This window comes from Providencia sp. PROV223 (assembly GCF_028479245.1).
Classification (GTDB): domain Bacteria; phylum Pseudomonadota; class Gammaproteobacteria; order Enterobacterales; family Enterobacteriaceae; genus Providencia; species Providencia rettgeri.
The window spans coordinates 1-20,773 of the sequence record NZ_JAMPNG010000019.1 but is presented as its reverse complement, the minus strand read 5'-3'; the positions used below and the strand labels follow the sequence as shown (position 1 = coordinate 20,773).

The 20,773-nt window shown below is 40.9% G+C and carries 15 protein-coding genes and 1 riboswitch; of the genes, 6 read left to right on the top strand and 9 right to left on the bottom strand.

The features are described 5' to 3' along the window. Nucleotides 1–14: 14 nt before the first annotated feature. The 9 genes from recC to rppH all read right to left on the bottom strand — a co-directional run bounded on the left by recC (nt 15) and on the right by rppH (nt 10,406). A complete protein-coding gene (recC, locus tag PR767_RS17565) occupies nt 15–3,389 on the bottom strand; it encodes an exodeoxyribonuclease V subunit gamma (RefSeq protein WP_272520696.1) in 3,375 nt (1,124 codons plus the stop codon). Further along, nucleotides 3,367–3,753, bottom strand: coding sequence for a prepilin-type N-terminal cleavage/methylation domain-containing protein (locus tag PR767_RS17560; protein WP_004908676.1), 387 nt, complete (start codon nt 3,751–3,753; stop codon nt 3,367–3,369). The genes recC and PR767_RS17560 overlap by 23 nt, the downstream gene beginning before the upstream one ends. Next, nucleotides 3,750–4,193: a DUF2509 family protein gene (locus PR767_RS17555; RefSeq protein ID WP_004908674.1), complete on the bottom strand. Its 444-nt coding sequence runs from the start codon at nt 4,191–4,193 to the stop codon at nt 3,750–3,752. The genes PR767_RS17560 and PR767_RS17555 overlap by 4 nt, the downstream gene beginning before the upstream one ends. Further along, nucleotides 4,190–4,795, bottom strand: a complete 606-nt coding sequence (locus PR767_RS17550) for a prepilin peptidase-dependent protein (RefSeq protein ID WP_272520695.1) — start codon at nt 4,793–4,795, stop codon at nt 4,190–4,192. Before PR767_RS17550 ends, PR767_RS17555 begins: the two co-directional genes overlap by 4 nt. Next, on the bottom strand, nt 4,789–5,274 hold the full coding sequence (locus PR767_RS17545) for a prepilin-type N-terminal cleavage/methylation domain-containing protein (protein WP_004908669.1): 486 nt from the start codon (nt 5,272–5,274) through the stop codon (nt 4,789–4,791). Before PR767_RS17545 ends, PR767_RS17550 begins: the two co-directional genes overlap by 7 nt. 317 nt (nt 5,275–5,591) lie before the next feature. After that, entirely contained in the window at nt 5,592–6,443 is an 852-nt protein-coding gene (locus PR767_RS17540) for a thymidylate synthase (RefSeq protein ID WP_272520694.1), read from the bottom strand. Nucleotides 6,444–6,562: 119 nt separating this feature from the next. Continuing rightward, the gene (lgt, locus tag PR767_RS17535; protein ID WP_110731770.1) at nt 6,563–7,459 is read right to left on the bottom strand and encodes a prolipoprotein diacylglyceryl transferase; all 897 of its coding nucleotides are present in this window, start codon (nt 7,457–7,459) and stop codon (nt 6,563–6,565) included. A gap of 163 nt (nt 7,460–7,622) precedes the next feature. Continuing rightward, complete coding sequence (gene ptsP, locus PR767_RS17530) at nt 7,623–9,869, bottom strand: phosphoenolpyruvate--protein phosphotransferase (protein ID WP_272520693.1); 2,247 nt, start codon at nt 9,867–9,869, stop codon at nt 7,623–7,625. Between the two features lie 3 nt (nt 9,870–9,872). Continuing rightward, nucleotides 9,873–10,406: an RNA pyrophosphohydrolase gene (rppH, locus tag PR767_RS17525; protein ID WP_004908658.1), complete on the bottom strand. Its 534-nt coding sequence runs from the start codon at nt 10,404–10,406 to the stop codon at nt 9,873–9,875. Between the two features lie 112 nt (nt 10,407–10,518). Then, nucleotides 10,519–10,616: riboswitch (TPP riboswitch) on the top strand. A gap of 58 nt (nt 10,617–10,674) precedes the next feature. Between rppH and thiB the strand changes: the two genes are divergently transcribed. The 6 genes from thiB to rluA all read left to right on the top strand — a co-directional run bounded on the left by thiB (nt 10,675) and on the right by rluA (nt 20,546). Continuing rightward, nucleotides 10,675–11,679 (top strand): thiamine ABC transporter substrate binding subunit, encoded by a 1,005-nt coding sequence (gene thiB, locus PR767_RS17520; protein ID WP_272520692.1) that lies wholly within the window; start codon nt 10,675–10,677, stop codon nt 11,677–11,679. Then, entirely contained in the window at nt 11,655–13,259 is a 1,605-nt protein-coding gene (gene thiP / locus PR767_RS17515; RefSeq protein WP_272520691.1) for a thiamine/thiamine pyrophosphate ABC transporter permease ThiP, read from the top strand. Before thiB ends, thiP begins: the two co-directional genes overlap by 25 nt. After that, nucleotides 13,252–13,962 (top strand): thiamine ABC transporter ATP-binding protein ThiQ, encoded by a 711-nt coding sequence (gene thiQ, locus PR767_RS17510; RefSeq protein WP_272520690.1) that lies wholly within the window; start codon nt 13,252–13,254, stop codon nt 13,960–13,962. Before thiP ends, thiQ begins: the two co-directional genes overlap by 8 nt. Nucleotides 13,963–14,024: 62 nt before the next feature. Next, nucleotides 14,025–16,376 carry a DNA polymerase II gene (locus PR767_RS17505; RefSeq protein ID WP_272520689.1) on the top strand — a complete coding sequence of 784 codons (2,352 nt, stop codon included), beginning with the start codon at nt 14,025–14,027 and terminating at the stop codon, nt 16,374–16,376. A 377-nt stretch (nt 16,377–16,753) separates the two neighbouring features. Further along, nucleotides 16,754–19,660 (top strand): RNA polymerase-associated protein RapA, encoded by a 2,907-nt coding sequence (gene rapA / locus PR767_RS17500; RefSeq protein ID WP_110731769.1) that lies wholly within the window; start codon nt 16,754–16,756, stop codon nt 19,658–19,660. A gap of 235 nt (nt 19,661–19,895) precedes the next feature. Further along, complete coding sequence (rluA, locus tag PR767_RS17495) at nt 19,896–20,546, top strand: bifunctional tRNA pseudouridine(32) synthase/23S rRNA pseudouridine(746) synthase RluA (protein WP_004908638.1); 651 nt, start codon at nt 19,896–19,898, stop codon at nt 20,544–20,546. Nucleotides 20,547–20,773: the final 227 nt, after the last annotated feature.

Genomic DNA, 20,773 nt, shown 5'->3' with positions numbered 1-20,773 from the left:
TTGGTGCTCTCCTGTCATTTCAAGTATTTTGTCATCGGTAATAAAAACCGCTGAGTATTTGATAATAAAGTTTTAATCATCACATCATCAATGCTTCTGCAAATTCTTGACACATAATCATCTTCCATCTCGCCTCTTTGTATCTGACTTCCTTGTAAGTTTTGGAGCAAAGCAGATAATGCTTTTTGCTGAGTTTCTTCACTCAAAAAATCGTACTGTTTCGTCTTTTTATCAAAACAAGCCTTAACCCAACTCCAACCACTTTGAGAAAGAAGAATTAACGGAGAATTAAACCCCTCACAGTAGCCTACGACTAAATCTTGTAGATAAACCAATGCATCTTCTTTGTTAATAGCGGAAAACTGCCAAATACTATTATCTCTTCCTAGTGCAAGGCTTTCCCCTTCACCAATTTGTGAGTTAAATAGCAAATGCTCCACCCATAGCTGCACCCCATCATTAGCGGTTAAGTAAGCAGGACGATAGCGTACCATTCCTGTTTCATGAATATTTTTCAGTAACCCTGTGATTTTTATCCCATTTAACTGAAAATCAAACGGATAATCAAATAGCTGCATATCATATTCTTTAACTTTTTCGGCTAATGGCGATATTTCGTTCAACTGCTGTTCCCAAAAAAGTTGACCAAATTGCCTAGCAGGCAGCTGGCCCGATGCTTTTAAAGCAGAATAAAAAGGCTCAATATTCTTATCTTTGACAAGTAAATCTAAAATTTGATCATTAATTTTATATCGTTGTAATCTACCTAAGTTAAATGGCTCTTCTTCTGGTAGTTCAGTTTCTTCAATAGAAAAATGTACTTTCAAACGTTGTTGAAAAAATGCCCTAATCGGGTGACGATAAAAACGTAATAATTGTTCTAAAGAAATTTCCGTAATGGGTTCACGAGTTTCAAGTACTGAACAAAATGGTTCATCAACTTTATTTGTTGTTTTTGCGGCAGGTAACCACTCGCTCGCGAAGCTCTGAAAAGGTGTTTCTGGTAAAAAATTTTCTTTTGCAAATGGGACTCTATTATGTTGAATGACCAGATGCTCGCTTAACCGCTTAGCACTTTCATCAATGGTCAACGTTTCATCGCCAACTAAACAAAAGCTTTGGCATATATAATCAATTAATTCAGTTACTAATACTGATGGATTACAAGGTTGATTATCGCGAATAGAAAGCCCGATATAGCTAACATAAAGTTGTTTAGATGCTGAATTCAATGCTTCTAAAAACAGATATCTATCATCGTCCCTGCGTTTTCGGTCTCCACGCACAGGCTTTTCAGCCATCAAATCAAACCCTAAAGGCGGTATATTCCGAGGGTAAGCACCATCATTCATCCCCAGTAAACACACAACCTTAAATGGCACCGAGCGCATTGGCATCAAAGTACAAAAATTAACGGCTCCAGCCAAGAAACGTTGGCTAATCTTTTCATCATCAAAACGAACTGAAAGTTCATCACGAATTAATCGTAATGGAATTTGCTCTTCATATCCTGAAGTTATCGCGTTATCAATTATTTGATGCCACTGTTCCGTCAATAGTGCGAGAACCAGTTCAGTTTCACCATCAATCATAAAACAGCTATCAAGTAATTGCTGGCAAAGTTCTTTCCATTCTGCAAGTGGACGTTCCTGTGCTAGTACAGCGCGCCACTCTCTTAGTGTATTGATTAATAATGCTAATTTTCCGGCAAGCTGAGCCGCTAAGCCACTACACTCATCGTAAGGTAAAATACCATTCCACGGGCCATTTCTACTGTCCATTGCATAGCCAAGCAACATTCTACTTAAGCCAAATTCCCATGTATTTTGCCCTATCACCGGCAAAGCGAAGGAGCGTACATTATCATCATCAAGCCCCCAGCGAATCCCTGATTCATTAATCCAGCGGCGTAATAAACTTAATTCACTTTCATCAATACCAAAACGTTGAGAAAAAGCAGAAACCTCAAGTAGACTGAGAACTTGCTCCGTTGAAAAGCGGCTCTGAGGTAAATCGAGTAGCATAATAAATGCTTGTAAAATAGGGTGAGCCTGTAGCGCTTTCCTATCGGATATTGAAAAAGGGATATAACGAACTGATGCTGTATTACCAAAAACAGCCTGAATATAGGGAGCATAGCTGTCGATATCGGCAACCATGACTATCACATCACGCGGGGTTAACGATGGGTCTTGCTCAAAGAGAGAAAGTAGATGATCTTGTAATACTTCGACTTCCCGCTGTGCACTATGGCATAAATGGAATGTTATCGAATCATCTAGCTCATTGATTGGCCGCTTACCCACACTCGTTTCATAATTTTCTAATGTTGTTCCTAATTGAGCATGGTTTTCGAGATCTAAAATATCCTGCTGGATATTCTCTAATAAATTGGCTCGTTCAGTATCAACATAAGCTGAAATTTCATTAGCACTATCGATTTGAGAAATAAAGTATAGGTTGTCTCGTCCTAGCCTTCCCCACGATGCAAGCAGTGGATTTACGATATCCTGCTCACCATTTTCATTAAATAAATTAGGAGTATGATCCTCAAGTTTAAAACGAGAAATTTCATGTTTGTCAAGATAATGCCGAAGTTTCCTTTGCTGCAACCTAGCTAAAAATGATGCACTTTGAATGTCTCCCCAATAATAACGACATGGGTTAGTGAACATTAAATGAACATCTGTATGTTCTGCTATTGCATTGATAGCTTGTAAATAAACAGGTGGAAGAGATGAGATACCGCAAATAAAAATACGCTTTGGCAGCATTATTCCTAAATCAGGATTCGATGATAATGTATCAATAAAATGTTGATATAAATTAGCTCTGTGCCAAGGCGGCTGTTTTAATTCATTTGAATAATCAACAAGGCATTGCCACAAACGTTTTTGCCACAATTGATTTTCACTTAGCCCCTCTATTAATTCATTTTTTTGCCATATTTCAACCCATTGTGGGCGATATACCAAATATTGGTCAAATAAATCAGCAATCCTACCTGCAAGTTGATGCAGCTTACGTTTATCGGTATCCTCTTGAAGATAATGCCTTAAAGGTTCAAATTCTTCTTCGTTAATGACGGTTGGCAATATTGTCATTAATTTCCATGTCATTGCTTGTTTGGTATAAGCGCTTTCTTTTGGAATCTTCGGTAAGACCCGCCTAAACATATCCCAAATAAATGTTGCAGGTAAGGGATAATTAATATTTGCAGCGATACCAAACTGCTTAGCAAGTTCGATTTGTAGCCACTGTGACATTCCAGGACTTTGTACTAAAATTATTTCTTGCTCAAAAGGATGAGAAAGTGGTTCATTTTTCATTAAATGAGTCATTAGATCTTTTAATAAATCTAATTGATTAGAATGATACACTTGAAACATGATGCTCTCCTGTTGAGCAATACCAACGACTCAATGAAAATGGCTGTTTTTTTACCGTTAACGATACCATTAACTCAGTACAGTTATCGACCCGTGGTATGCGAACTGTTTGCATTTTCCATTCAGGGTAACGCAAATTTGGCCCTATGGAAGAATTTTTCTCCCCTGATATTGGTTTCCCTGACATTACGCTTTTTTCTAATGTGCTATGCAGCACTCTAATTGCCGAAGAATTCATATACAATTGATTAAAATTCAATATGATATATTGAGAATAGTTTACCAAAGCTACCAGTGAAATAGCAAAAATAACCACGCCAATCATCGCTTCAACTAATGCAAACCCTTGCTGCTTTATTCTCACTCGCAAAACCCTTTTTTAATCACTGGACAATAATCTAACCACCCTTTTTCACGAGGAAAAAACTGTCGTTTATTTACATCCAATACCATCCACCGGTAAACTTTAATTTCATTTTCAGAGCGGTAATGACTTTGTCCCGAAAGTACGAAAGTCGCCCCTTTGTAATGTTTTAAGCAACTTTTCCATTGTTGAGTTTCCTCTTTCTGGCAAACCCAATGCCTTAGTTCTCTATGTTTACTATCCCAATGCAATGTTCCTCCCCATGCAAGGGCTGATTCTGCTTTATTAAAAGCATCGAAATACTTAATTTCATTACGCTGCTCATCTCTAGCTCGTTCTTGGAAGAAATGCACAGATTTAATCAATAATGTGCCTATTGTGATAAAAATAATAACCATCAATAGAGAAACATTTCCCTGTTGTTGCTCTATACGCTTCATAAATTTCTAACCAAGGCCGCTATTCGGTAATTAAATGTTTGATTAGGTAATAACTCTGTTCTAAGGCTAATTTCCATTTCAAGTAATTGCACATTTTCCCGCCAATTAAATACTAATTTTTTAACCTTGATTAGCTTCTCATCAAATAGCGATTGCCAACGTATTCCATTGCAATCCCTGACATTCCTATTGGTTTCTAATTTTTCATTATTTAAGCGATAACCGAAATAATCAGAATCTATCGATTTAGATTTAATATTTTCCCAGTTACCTGATAAATCTTGGTCATAAGCAAAAATAATGCATGAATTGTTCCCTTGGCTTAAAGCCTTAGATGCAATTTTTAAAGGCTCCTTTCCACAATTCAGGCTACTGCAATAACCAATCCTTCTAAAATCTTTTTCCATGTTTATCAATGTTTGTCTTATATCCCTGTCTATTTGATATTGAATGTAAGACCGATAAGTTTGTTTAAATAATGTGGGAATAGCGCTCATCGCTAATACACACACAATGCTACTGATAGCCATTGCCATCAACATTTCAATTAGCGTAAATCCTTGCTGCTTTTTTAATTTATCGTTAGTTAAGAGGGTCAACATTTCGGTACTCCGGCCATTTTTTTATGGCTACAACTTCTTATACGACCTAATGAAGAAATATAAATTGTGATTTGCTCATGTTGATTTTTTAGCTCTATGCTAAAAGCACGAATAGTTCCCTGTTTTCCATAAAGCTGGATTGAAGTACGGCTTGCTTTGCTAAGAGTTATTCCTTGGTGCCTTTCTGCTGTTAGCTTGCCAACTTGCTGCTTGTTATTTGCATCCTTAACAATAAGCTGCCAATCACCTTTCCCAACCTTAACCGATAATATTTGGTACCTATTTAAATAGACCCCTTCTATCATTTGGCTATAAATAAACTCAGATACTTGCCTAGCAGCATCGATTAACCGTTGTCTTTCTACCTGCTGTTGCCATTGATATAAACCGGACAACATAATGAAAGAGCAAATAAATAAAACAATAAGAATTTCAATTAAGGTGAAACCACGCTGTATTGTATTTGAATCAACTCTCATCTTGTTGTGACTCCACTTTTTCATACACAAGCCTGAGATTGCCCAAAAAAAACGGTATAGCGAGTTTTGTGATTACAAACTGCATAACGTTTCGCAAAAAAATAGATAGATTCAGAGCAATACAACTCAATTTGCGAAGAGCCTCGCAAAGAAATAGTTCAGTCAAAATAAATACACGAAAGTAAATGGCTTATGAGCCAAGATAAATTTCGTCAAGGATGATGAGATTGATAAAGGAGGAAAATTAATAAGATATTAAAAAACAATACTAAGATGGTTTTTGATAAAACCATCTTAGTTAAAAATTTATTCACTAATCAAACAGTAAATGGATATTTGATAGCCTCATGGCACTGGTACCCTTCAAGGATAAAATCATCTGAAGTTACCCATGTTTCGAGATCTTCTAATGACTGAATTTTGGGGTTAATAATCAATGACGGAGAAGCAAAAGGCTCACGTTTTAGTTGGACATCACGCATTAAAGGTAATTGGTTTTCATAGATATGTGCATTCACAATTTTATGATAAGCCTTACCTCCTTTATGTCCTGTAATACGAGCCATTAGAGCGAGTAAAACAAAACATTGTACTTGGTTGAAATTTAAACCAAGAGGTACATCACAGCTACGCTGGTAAGATGTTAAATGTAGCGTATCACCTAATAGTGAAAAAGTATGAGTATGCATGCAAGGACGCAAGCAGCCCATTTCAAATTCACCAGGGTTATAGAAAGTGATAATTTCCGCACGGTCATCAATACCATTCTTTAAGTTATTGATGACTTTTTTCAGCTGATCTAAATGTGTTCCATCTGGGCGTTGCCATGAGCGCCCTTGAACACCATATACGCGCCCCATATCGTCTTCACCTTTGCGATGGGGATTATTCAGCCATGCTTGGTTTTCGTTTGCATTTGCATTCCAAGTATTACAACCAATTTCACGAAATTGAGCTGCATTGTCATAGCCACGGAGATAACCGAGAAGTTCAGCTATCGCCGCTTTATAGAAACTTTTACGAGTCGTAATCAAGGGGAATTGATTATTACCAACATCATATTCAAGGTCAGCGTTAATAACGGTTAAACAACGAACACCTGTACGTTTGTTTTCAACCCATTGACCCTCATCAATAATACGCTGGCATAAATCAAGATACGGCTTCATAGTGACTCTCTTTTTCAAAAATAACTTAAGTGGCTAACCTTCGCCTTATTGTATTTCATTGTTTTATTTACAAAATAGTTATACTCAACAGACTAAGTTAGCCCCAATAAATGGACTAATTAACTCTTTTTAGTCTCTTTTAGTGGCTTATGAGCCGGCACATTCTTACCATATTTATAAGCCCAGACAATCATTAGAATGCCAATAATAATCATTGGGATTGATAGAATTTGCCCCATACTAATACCACCAAATAAACCAAGCTGTGCGTCCGGTTGCCTAAAGAATTCAACGATAATCCTAAATGCACCATAACCAATCAAGAATAGCCCAGAAACACTCCCCATAGGGCGGGGCTTACGCACAAATAAGTTCAAGATGAGAAACAGAACAATTCCCTCTAAGAACATTTCATAAAGTTGTGATGGATGTCTTGGTAGCACACCATACTGCTCTAATATGGGTAGTAACGAAGGGTCTTGGGCGGCAAGCTGAATATCTTCACTGCGTGAATGTGGAAATAAAAATGCCCATGGCGTATCAAGTGTAACTCGTCCCCATAGCTCCCCATTAATAAAGTTCCCAATACGCCCCATGCCTAAACCAAATGGAATTAATGGTGCAACAAAGTCAGAAACTTGCAGGAAACGACGGCGAGTACGATGAGCAAACCACATCATGGCACATATCACACCGATTAAGCCCCCATGGAAGGACATACCGCCATCCCAAACCTTAAAGAGGTATAGAGGATCATCAAGAAAAACAGGAAGATTATAGAAGAAAACGTAACCTAGCCGACCACCAACAAATACGCCAACAAAGCCAACATATAACAAGTTTTCGACTTCATTTTTTGTCCAGCCACTATTTGGTTTTGCGGCACGACGCCCTGCAAGCCAAAGGGCAAAAACAAAACCAACAAGGTACATAAAACCATACCAGTGTAACGACACTGGCCCAATCGAAAACATAACAGGATCTATTTCCGGAAATGCTAAGTAGTTGTTACTCATTGTTCCCCACTTTTTAATCATTAAGCCAACTACTCGTCGACTATTACGTATTCAACAGGCTTCAATTTGTGAAGCACCCTGAAGCATACAACAAAAAGTATCATCATTTATACTTGATATTTTTAGGCCTTAACCAAATTAGATGCTTACATCTTGTTGTAAATTAAATTCCACCACGCACAAAACCACCTAAACGGTGCTGTTCCATAAACTCACTGGCTTCTTGCCTAACGCTATCACAAGTTTCTGCAGCCAATAACTTCGGTACTAACTGTGACATCAAAGCAGGGTCAAGCTGGCGGATTAAATATTTCATGCGAGGAACGCAACGCCCACTCATACTTAAAGAGCGATACCCAAGTGCAATTAATACCATTGCGCTAAGTGGTTGACCTGCCATTTCCCCACAAACGCTTACAGGGAGTTCCAGGCGTTGGCACTCTTCACTTACCTTTGCTAAAAAGCGCACAACTGAGGGATGAAGATTATCATATAGCGCTGCTACATGGGTGTTATTACGGTCAACAGCAAGTAAATATTGTGTAAAGTCATTAGTCCCGATAGAGATAAAATCAACACGTTTTTTAATTTCAGGTAGTAAAAACAGTAAAGAAGGAACTTCAAGCATAATACCAATTTGAGGCATCTCAACTGGCATTTTTAATAAAACACTCACTTCTTCTCTTGCTCTTTTAACCAGCAAAATTGCTTCGTCTATCTCATTAACACTTGTCACCATCGGTAATAAAATACGTAAATTACCCGAAAGCGTATTCGCCCGTAACATAGCCCTTAGCTGAATCAAAAAGATCTCGGGCTGGTCCAACATAATACGAATACCACGCCAACCTAAGCTTGGGTTTTCTTCGCTAATTGGCATATAAGGCAGCTGTTTATCTGCCCCTATATCAAGAGTTCTTAGCACAACCAGTTTGGTAGGAAAAAGTTGCAAAACTTCCTTATAGAGCTGTTTCTGCTCATCTTCCGAGGGAAAACCATTGTGCAGCATAAAAGGCAGCTCAGTACGATACAAACCAACACCATCAACCCCAGTGTTAATTTGTTGCTCGTAACGCGGACTTAAACCTGCATTAAGGTAAATGTGAACTTTTTCGCCATCTTTAAGTATTGCATCTTGCTCAAGAGTCCCTTCAGCTAAGCGGCTAATGGCATTTTCTTCTTCAATAATTTGCTGATATTCCTGAACAATTAAATTTTCAGGTTCAATAAAGACCTCACCACGGTACCCATCCAATATTAAATGGCGGTTATGTAATAACGAAGGCTCAATATCAGCCCCCATAATTGCAGGGATCCCCATGGCTCTGATTAAAATCGCAGAATGAGAATGTGTTGCTCCGTCACGCACGACCACACCGGCAAGTTGTTCAATAGGCAACTCAGCCAACACGCTAGCACTTAGCTCATCAGCAACTAAAATAAAGCTTTCTGGCCATTGTTCATTTGCGGTAAGTGAATCATCAAGATGAAACAATAAGCGTTGACCTAATGCTTTTAAGTCTGCCCCTCTTTCCCTTAGATAAAGGTCACGTAGGCGAGAAAACTGCTCCACATAATTTTCAATAACCGTTTTAACCGCCCATTCAGCGGTTGCATTGTCATTAATAGCGGCAAACAGGTGTTTTTTTAGTTGAGGGTCACTAAGTAGATGATTATAGAGATCAAAAATCGCAGCACTTTCTTTTGCTGAGCTAGCCATAAAACGCTTACTAATACGACGACATTCTGCTGTGGCACTTTCAAGAGCGGCGACAAGGCGTTGTTTTTCTTTATCGATATCAATAGCACTCGCTTGGAAAATACTATCTAAAGAAGGTTGGGAGCTATCTTGCCACCCATAAGCCATTGCAATTCCCTGTGATACCGGAATCGCTTTAATTCTATTTTGCCGATATTGCCCAAAAATACCTTTCGCTTGCGCTTGTGACAAAATCACAGCCAGTTGCATTGACAATGTGACCATGAAAGATTCTTCGGTTTCATTAAACAACCGCTTTTCCCGCTGCTGTACCACCAGCACGCCTAATAATTGGCGACGATAGACCACGGGAACACCTAAGAAAGCTCTCAAGCGTTCTTCTTTAAGCTGAGGCAGGAATTTATACTGAGGGTGTTCACGAATATCGGCTAGATTGAGCATCTCAGACTGGCGCCCTACAGCCCCTACGACACCTTCATCAAAACCTAGACGAATAGCAATCCCGCTAGGTTTTTTTAACCCGCGGGTTGCCATTAAGTAATAGCATTGGCGAAGGTGATCGGCTAAATAAATGGAACAAACATCTGTTCTCATTGCTTTGCAAGTCTCATTCACCAACACTTCTAGCGCATCAGTCAAACTTGTCGCCATTGCAACTTTTTCGACAATTTCACGTAAACGCATCAACATAGGCTACTTTGCTCCACGCCTACGGTTATTAAAAGTGGGTCGTTGTGGTAATTTTTGTTCCTGTAAAGGCATTACTACGGGGGCGAATTCTTTCATGACACGCCGATAAACTTCACGTTTAAAAGAAACGACCTGCCTAACAGGATACCAATAACTGACCCATCGCCAGCCATCAAATTCTGGCGATTTACTGCGCTGCACGTTTATATCGGCATCATTACATTGAAGTTGGAGTAAAAACCAACGCTGTTTCTGCCCAATACAAACAGGTTTTGTATCCCAACGCACCAAACGCTTGGGTAATTTGTAACGTAACCAATTACGGGTAGATGCCAATAACCTGACATCTTTACGCTGTAGCCCGACTTCTTCGTATAGCTCACGATACATCGCCTGTTCCGGCGATTCCCCAGGATTGATGCCTCCTTGAGGAAATTGCCATGAGTGCTGACCATAGCGGCGGGCCCATAAAACTTGCCCTTGCCGATTACAAATTACAATTCCTACATTCGGGCGGTAGCCATCATCATCAATCACAGACTACCTCAATAACCAAATTTGAAAGATGCCTAATTGTTTCACACATACCTAAACTGGTAAACCTATATCAATACAGTTTGCAGATATGCCTGAAGCCACTACAATAGTGAACATCTCAACGGGGTGCCGAATTTATTTAGGCTGAGAATTAACCCGTAGAACCTGATCCGGTTAATACCGGCGTAGGGATTTGAGCCACCGCCTGCATATCTGCACCGGTTCCTCCTCAAATCCTGTGTCACTATCTTTTAGCGCAGGAAAAAGCATGTTTAAAAACAAAATTATAGCATCTATTCTTACCTTTAGTGCACTCAGTTTAAGTCAATTGGCATGGGCTGATAAACCAACGCTTACTGTTTATACCTACGATTCCTTTGCAGCAGAATGGGGACCGGGCCCACAAATTAAAAAGAATTTCGAAGCGCAGTGCGATTGTGAATTAAAAATAGTCGCACTGGGGGATGGCGTAGCTCTGCTAAACAGACTCAGAATGGAAGGAAAAAAAAGTAAAGCAGATGTAATTTTAGGATTAGATAATAATTTATTAGATTCTGCTGAAAAAACAGGCCTGTTTGCCCCTGCTGACATTAATACCAGCGCATTAAAACTCCCTATTTCATGGGATAGCTCAACTTTCATTCCTTATGACTATGGTTACTTCGCATTTATATATGACACTAATAAAATTAAACAACCACCAGCCAGCATGGATGCATTATTAAATAGTGAAAATAATTGGAAAATTATTTACCAAGACCCTCGAACCAGTACCCCTGGACTTGGCTTGATGCTGTGGATTGAAAAGCTGTATGGCGACAAATCTGCTGATGCATGGCAAAAAATGGCAGGCAAAACGCTTACCGTAACAAAAGGTTGGAGTGAAGCTTATGGCCTGTTCTTAAAAGGAGAAGGTGATTTTGTACTCAGTTATACCTCGTCGCCGGGCTATCAAATGCTCAATGACCAAAAAGATAACTATGCTGCCACCTTATTTAATGAAGGGCACTATATGCAAGTTGAAGTGGCTGCAAGGTTAAAAAACAGTCCAGAGCCTGAATTGGCAAAACAATTTTTACAGTTTGTCTTAACCCCTGAATTCCAAAATACTTTACCAACAACCAACTGGATGTATCCGGTCATTGATATTCCATTGCCAGAGGTCTATAACCAGTTACCTCTACCTGAAAAAGCCTTACAATTTAGTTCTCAAGAAGTGGCCAAAGAACGCCAAAATTGGACTCGTTTATGGCAAACCGCCGTCAGTCGCTAATTAATTTATCTCTACTACCGGGGGCGTTGGCCTCCGGATTACTGATTACCGTTGCACTCATTAGTTTTGGTGCTCTGTGGTTTTTTGCGCCTGAAATTTCAATGGCTGATATTATCAGCGATAGCTATTTGTGGCATGTGATTGGTTTTACCTTTTGGCAGGCTTTTTTATCCGCTATTTTTTCTGTAGTCCCTGCTATTTTTCTCGCCAGAGCATTGCATCGCCGTCGTTTTTTTGGGCGAACTCTATTTTTACGCTTATGTGCAATGACGTTGGTTCTTCCTGTGTTAGTTGCCGTATTTGGTATTTTATCGGTTTACGGGCAAACGGGTTGGCTGGCTAAACTGTGCCAATTATTGGGGCTTAATTACAGTTTTTCGCCTTATGGCCTAAAGGGGATTTTGCTAGCACATGTCTTCTTTAATATGCCGCTAGCAACGCGTATGCTATTACAATCTTTAGAAAATATCGCTATTGAGCAACGGCAAATTGCAGCACAGCTGAGGTTTAATGAGTGGCAGCAATTTACCATTTTAGAATGGCCTTATTTACGGAGACAAATATTACCCACTGCTGCGTTAATTTTTATGCTGTGCTTTGCCAGCTTTGCGACTGTTCTCGCGTTGGGGGGTGGCCCAGCAGCTACGACCATCGAATTAGCTATTTACCAAGCACTTAATTATGATTTTGATTTAGGGCGAGCCACTATTTTAGCATTAATTCAACTCTTCTTCTGTGTCGGTTTGATGTTTATCTGCCACAGAGTAAATAGTGTATTTTCTGTTGGTTTTAGTCATCAGTCCCAATGGGTTGATCCTGCTGATAACACGTTTCGCCGCATTCGTGATTTTTTGCTCATCGCCGCTGCCATACTATTACTACTCCCCCCGCTGTTCGCGGTTATTTTCGATGGATTAAATGGGCAACTTTGGGCGGTATTGCAGCAACCCGCCTTATGGCAAGCCACGGCAACCTCAGTGTTTATTGCACTGTGTGCTGGTGCTGTCTGTGTAGCACTGACCTTAATGTTATTATGGAGCAGCCGTGAATTGCGCTTACGCCAAGCGGCTCGTTTAGGGCAAGCCATAGAGCTTAGCGGGCTAATTATTTTAGCCATGCCGGGTATCGTCCTCGCGACAGGTTTTTTTATCTTTTTTAATGAAACAATAGGCTTACCTGAATCCCCTTACCCATTAGTTATCATGACTAACGCTTTGTTGGCCATTCCTTATGCGTTAAAAGTATTAGAAAACCCCATGCAAGACAGTGCTGAACGCTATAACCCGTTATGCCAATCACTCGATATTTCGGGTTTTAATCGTTTGCGAATTATTGAACTGAAAGCACTACGCAAACCAATCGCTCAAGCTCTTGCGTTTGCCTGTGTTATCTCAATTGGTGATTTTGGTGTCGTCGCGTTATTTGGCAATGATAACTTCCGCACGCTCCCTTATTATCTTTATCAGCAAATAGGGGCTTACCGATCAAACGATGGCGCTGTGACAGCCATGCTATTGTTATTGCTTTGTTTTTGCTTATTTAGCTTGATTGAACGTATTTCAGGAAAACATCATGATTAAATTGACTCAGCTAGATTACCAATACGACAACCTGACAATGTCGTTTGATTTTTCTGTTCAATCTGGTGAATCTGTTGCTGTTATGGGGCCTAGTGGTGCAGGGAAAAGTACGCTATTAAGTTTGATTAGCGGCTTTCAATTCCCCAATAATGGTACGATTGAGCTTAATGGCGAAGACCATACCTTTAGCCCACCCGCTAAGCGCCCTGTTTCTATGCTATTTCAAGAAAATAATTTATTTTCACACCTGACGATCCGGCAAAATATTGGCCTTGGGTTACAACCCAATTTGCGCCTCAATAAAACGCAAATTCAGCAAGTTGAGCAAATGGCGAGTCGTGTCAGCCTGAGTGAATGTTTAGATAGGTTACCGGCGCAACTGTCGGGAGGACAACGTCAACGTGCGGCATTAGCACGCTGCATGATCCGTAATCAACCGATTTTACTGCTCGATGAACCCTTTTCTGCTCTCGACCCTGCATTACGCCGAGAAATGCTACTATTACTCAAGAAAATTTGTGCGGAGAAATCAATCACACTGTTAATGGTTTCTCATAATGTTGATGATGCCCTACAAATTGCCCCGAGAACACTGGTTATTGCAGAGGGCAAAATTGCTTACGATGGCGATACCCAAAGCCTATTACAAGGGCAAAGTGCAGCATCTGCTTTATTGAGTATTACAGCCGTTTCTAATAATTAGCACTGTATAAATTCACACTATTCGCGTATATTTATCCTAACTATTTTTATGCGAGTAGCCTAATGACCCAACTCATCGCCCCAGCGGAAAGAGGCTTTATTCTTAGCCGGCACTGGAGAGACACCCGTCACGGTGTCGAGGTCTCTTATTGGCTACTCACTGATAACCAACCACAAAAGGTCACTGTTCCATATCAAAAAGCGATTGGTTTTTTAGCTGAATCTCAATTTCCTCGAGTAAAACACCTATTAGATGAACAACCCAATATTACCTATCGGCTTCTTGAATTAATTGATTTTAAACGTGAAAAGGTCTATGCGATTTATTGCCACCAATATCGACAATTACAGAACCTTGAAAAAAACTGCAACGAATTGGGTGTTGAATTATTAGAAACCGATATTCGCCCAAGTGAACGGTATCTAATGGAACGCTTTATCGCGGCCTCTGTCTGGTTTTCTCGAAATCAGCAAGGGGAGTTTCAACTAAAACCTTGCGAAGGCTACCGCCCCTTAGTCAAGGCCGTTTCCCTTGATATCGAAACCAGCCAACATGGTGAACTCTATTCTATAGGGCTGTCTGCCTGTGGTGACAACGTGGTATTTATGTTGGGGCCAGAACAAGGGCCTGCATTGAGCGCTGAACATCGCTTAATCTATGTGAATAGCCGCCCGCAATTACTTCATAAACTCAATGAATGGCTTCACCAATACGACCCTGATGCCATCATTGGTTGGAACCTAATCCAATTCGACCTACAAGTATTACAAAAACATGCAGAGCGTTATGGCATCCCCTTATTGTTTGGCCGGCAAAGCAAAAAGCTGGAATGGCGAGAGCATGGATTTAAACAAGGCGTCTTTTTTGCCGCTGCTGAAGGCCGGTTAATTATTGATGGTATCGATGCATTAAAAGCAGCGACCTGGAGTTTTCCATCATTTAGTTTAGAGTCTGTCGCCCAAGCGCTACTTGGTGAAGGTAAAGCGATTGATACCCCTTATGACCGAATGGATGAGATCAACCGTCGTTTCGCTCACGATAAACCTGCTTTAGCTCACTACAATATTCAGGACTGTATTTTAGTCCATCGAATCTTTGAAAAAACCGATTTAATGGCTTTCTTGCAGGAACGTTCAACGGTAACAGGTCTTGCTGTTGATAAAATGGGGGGCTCTGTAGCTGCATTCTCACACCTTTATATTCCCCGCTTACACCGACTTGGCTTTGTCGCACCCAACCTCACAGAACAAAAAATGCAACTGAACCCCGGGGGCTTTGTCATGGACTCCCAACCCGGGTTATATGACTCCGTATTAGTTTTGGACTACAAAAGCCTATATCCTTCAATTATTAGAACTTTTATCATCGACCCTGCAGGTATGATTGACGGGTTAGCACACCCTAACCTTGCACATTCGGTTCCCGGTTTTCGCCAAGCTTGGTTTTCTCGCACAACCCACTGTTTACCCGATATTGTCAGCCATATCTGGCAAGAGCGGGATAAAGCCAAAAAAGAGCATAATGCGCCACTATCCCAAGCGCTAAAAATTATTATGAACGCATTTGCTGGAGTATTAGGAGCTGAAGGATGTCGTTTTTTTGACCCAAGACTGACCGCATCAATCACCATGCGTGGCCATGAAATTATGCGTACAACCAAACGCTTGATTGAGTCACAGGGTTACCAAGTTATTTATGGAGATACCGACTCCACGTTTGTATGGTTACGTGATGCCCACAATGAAGAACAAGCGCAAAAAATTGGCTTTGCTTTACGTGATTACGTAAATAGTTGGTGGAAAAAACATTTAGCAGAAGAATGGCAATTAGAAGGCGTTTTAGAGCTCGAGTATGAAACCCATTACCGCCGATTTTTGATGCCCACGGTACGTGGTGCCGAAATGGGAAGCAAAAAACGCTATGCGGGGTTGAGTAAAGACACCATGGTATTTAGAGGGCTGGAAACCATTCGTTCAGACTGGACACCATTAGCTCAAATATTCCAAAAAGAGCTCTATACCCGTATTTTTTATCACCAACCTTACCGTGAATATATTCGTGAGTATGTCCAAAATATTCGTTCGGGCCAATATGATGACCGTTTAGTTTATCGTAAGCGTCTGCGCCGAAAATTGACTGATTACCAAAAAAATGTTCCTCCGCATGTTCGAGCCGCTCGTACTGCTGATGACTATAATTTAAAATTACAGCGCCCTTTGCAGTACCAAAATGGCGGTTGGATAAACTATATTATTACTCAGGCGGGGCCTGAACCATTGGAAATCATCACGGCAAAACCGGATTACGAACATTATATATCCAAACAAATCAAACCGATAGCAGATGCTATCTTGCCTTTCTTACAGGATGACTTTGATACCCTGCTAACTGGGCAAATTACCCTTTTGTTTTAAAATTTATTCTACCTTTGATGTTTTTTTAACAGGTGACGATAGCCTTCGGTTGAATTAATATATCGCCCCTTTGGTGTCTCGCACGTCTGGCTACACAAATTATGCGTGATAATCAACAATACTCATTATAATTCAAATAGACTGACTCATTGTCTCGGCCACAAGCCCAGCAAACGCCTTAGTGCTCACTTTGCTGCAATTTGAATGATTAAATGTGTATAATTAATCATCAGGTAACGACTATTTTTAAAATAATTCGAACTCTTCCTTGTGTAACTATTAATGAGTTACACCAACACTGAGCGAAGACACTGATAAAAATTGTCTTAAAAAATCTAAAAAATAAACTCTCAATTTTATGGAATTAAGTTAAATCTATGCCATTTACTCTTGGTCAACGCTGGATCAGCGATACAGAAAGCGAACTTGGATTAGGTGCCGTCGTGGCAATTGATGCCCGTATGGTAACGTTGCTTTTCCCTGCCAGTGGCGAAAACCGCCTATACTCTAGCAGCGATGCCCCTATTACCCGAGTGATGTTTAATGAAGGTGATACCATTACCAGCCACGAAGGCTGGCAACTTCAAGTTGAAAGCATTGAAGAAGATAAAGGATTATTGACTTACATCGGCACACGTTTAGATACGCAAGAAACCGGTGTGAGCCTTAGAGAGGTGTTCCTCGACAGCAAGCTCACATTCAATAAGCCGCAAGATCGTCTATTTGCTGGGCAAATTGACCGTATGGATCGCTTTGCTTTACGCTTTCGTGCGCGCAAATTTCAAAGTGAGCAAGTCAAACACCAAGCGACAGGCCTACGCGGTATTCGTGCAAGCCTGATCCCACACCAATTACATATTGCCAATGAAGTGGGAAAACGCCACCATCCGCGCGTATTACTCGCTGACGAAGTGGGCTTAGGTAAAACCATTGAAGCGGGGATGATTATCCACCAGCAATTAATGGCAGGCCGTGCAGAGCGCGTCTTAGTTATCGTTCCTGATAGCTTACAACACCAATGGCTGGTTGAGATGCTGCGCCGCTTTAATCTGCGTTTTTCTTTGTTTGATGATAGCCGTTACAGTGAAGCACAACATGATAGCGATAACCCATTTGAAACAGAACAACTCGTTCTGTGTTCACTGGATTTTGTCCGCCGTAATAAGCAGCGTTTTGACCAATTAGTTGAAGCGGGCTGGGATATGATGGTTGTCGATGAAGCTCACCACTTACAGTGGAGCGAAACTGCCCCGAGCCGCGAATATCAAGTTATTGAAACATTAGCTGAAAATATTCCGTCTATTTTGCTATTAACGGCAACACCGGAACAGCTAGGCCAAGAAAGTCACTTCGCTCGCCTGCGTTTACTTGACCCTAGCCGCTTCCATGATTACCAGGAGTTTATTGCTGAGCAAGAAAACTACCGCCCTGTTGCTGATGCGGTTTCGCTGTTGCTGTCAGGTGATAAACTAACTAATGACCAGCAAAATTTGCTTAATGAGCTAATCAAAGAACAAGATATCGAACCACTATTAAAGGCTGCAAACCTTGAAAGTGAAGACGGCAATGCCGCACGCCAAGAACTGATCAACATGTTAATGGATCGCCATGGTACCAGCCGACTGTTGTTCAGAAATACCCGTAATGGTGTCAAAGGTTTCCCTCGCCGTGAGTTGCATTCACTAAAAATGCCATTGCCCACCCAATACCAAACTGCAATTAAAGTGGCAGGTATTATGGGCAGTAAAAAAGACGTTGAAACACGTGCAAAAGAAATGCTCTACCCTGAGCAAATTTACCAAGAGTTTGAAGGTGAAAATGCCACTTGGTGGAACTTTGACCCACGTGTTGAATGGTTAATGGGCTTTTTGACCGCAAACCGCCATGAAAAAGTGTTAGTAATCTGCGCGAAAGCCGCAACCGCACTACAATTGGAGCAAGTGTTACGCGAACGCGAAGCGATTCGTGCTGCCGTGTTTCATGAGGGGTTATCACTATTAGAGCGTGACCGAGCAGCTGCCTATTTCGCTTCTCAAGAAGAAGGGGCACAGGTGCTATTGTGTTCTGAAATCGGCTCTGAAGGGCGTAACTTCCAATTTGCTAACCAGTTGGTGATGTTCGATCTGCCGTTTAATCCAGACTTACTTGAGCAGCGCATCGGCCGTTTAGACCGTATTGGCCAAAGCCGTGATATCAGCATTCATGTGCCTTATTTAGAAAATACCGCTCAATCTGTATTGATCCGTTGGTATCACGAAGGCTTAGATGCCTTTGAACATACCTGCCCAACAGGCCGAGCTATCTACGATAAATACTACCAACCATTGCTGCAATTTATGGCTGAACCGACAGTCACTGAAGGTTTTGATGATTTTATTAAAACCTGCCGCGCAGAGCATGACAGCTTAAAATTGCAATTAGAACAAGGCCGTGACCGCTTACTTGAAATGCATTCAAACGGTGGCGAGTCAGGTAATCAGTTAGCTGAAGAAATTAGCGAAGGCGATAACGATACTGAATTGGTTAACTTTGCGCTCAATCTTTTTGATATCGTTGGCATTAATCAAGAAGACAAAAGTGATAACTTAATTATCCTAACGCCATCTGACCATATGTTAGTACCTGATTTCCCAGGACTTCCTCAAGATGGCTGCACCATCACGTTTGATAGAGAGCAAGCGCTTTCCCGTGAAGATACGCAATTTATCAGCTGGGAACACCCTATTATTCGTAATGGTTTAGATTTAGTGTTATCTGGCGATACAGGCAGTTGTGCGGTTTCTTTACTGAAAAACAAAGCGCTGCCTGTTGGCACCTTATTGACTGAACTCATTTACGTTGTGGAAGCTCAAGCGCCTAAGAACCTGCAAATCAGCCGGTTCTTACCAGCAACCCCGGTACGCTTATTAATTGATTTAAAAGGTAATAACTTATCATCTCAAGTTGAGTTTGAAAGTTTTAACCGCCAATTAAATGCCATTAACCGCCATATGGCGAGCAAACTGGTAAATGCAGTACAAAATGAGGTTCATTCGGTATTACGCTTATCTGAGCCGATGATCGAAAAAGAAGCCAAAGCATTGATAGAAAATGCAAAAGAAGCGGCTGATAAAGCGCTGACGTTGGAGCTTTCTCGTTTAGAAGCACTCAAAGCGGTCAACCCAAACATCCGTGATGAAGAGCTTGATATTATTGAAGAAGAGCGCCAGCAACTGATGACCAATATCGACCAAGCCACATGGCGCCTAGATGCCATTCGCTTAGTTGTGGTGACTCATCAGTAAACTATGATAATCAAACCATATTGTTCTATATGGTTTGATAATTAATTTAAAATCTACAACTCGAACTAATTATTTTATTTCGTACTTTTGCGTAATAAAAATAGGGTTACCCTAAGTAATTCGAGTTGTAGGTAGGCAGCAAACGAAGATATCTTGGGGAGCATACATAAGTACGTGACCCGAGTAGCTGAGTGAAGCTAACACCCCTACAACTTGAAGTATGACGGGTAATTGAATGATACCGTACAATCCACCGCTAGAACCTTGGCTCCACATCCTCTATCAAGACGACCATATCATTGTCGTCAACAAGCCAAGCGAACTACTTTCTGTTCCCGGAAAAGCCCCTGAGCACCACGATAGCATTATGAGCCGTATTCAACGTGATTTTCCTGCTGCTGAATCCGTACATCGCTTAGATATGGCAACCAGTGGCGTCATGGTTGTGGCACTGCACAAAAAGGCTGAGCGTGAGCTCAAACGCCAATTTAGGGAGCGTGAGCCCAAAAAATTCTATATTGCTCGTGTCTGGGGACATTTAGAAAAAGAAAAAGGCTTGATTGATTTGCCGCTAATTTGCGATTGGCCAAACCGCCCTAAGCAAAAGGTGTGTTTCGAAACAGGGAAATCGGCACAAACTGAATACCAAGTATTACAATACGAAGAACAAGCGACACGCGTGAAGCTTTCACCTATTACGGGTCGTTCTCACCAACTGAGAGTCCATATGTTAGCTTTAGGCCACCCAATATTAGGCGACCGTTTCTATGCTCACGATGAAGCCAAAGCGCTCGCCCCTCGCTTACAATTACATGCACAGGAATTATACATCACTCATCCTGAATATGGCACACCAATGCATTTTACCTGCCCACCGGATTTTTAACGGTCTCTAATCGATTGATTAGATTTCAATATTACCAGTGCAAAAATTAACTCACTCTGTTTTTGCGCTGATTATTTTCCCGTTTGTTTTTACCCTAAGAACATACATAACTATGTAACTAGGGTGCGCGAGCGCAGCCAACAAAAAACGGAAGCGAAATAATCCATTTTAATTATTCCCCTGATTTCCCCTAAATAGTTCGTGTTGCAGCTAGGCGGCAAGAGAGC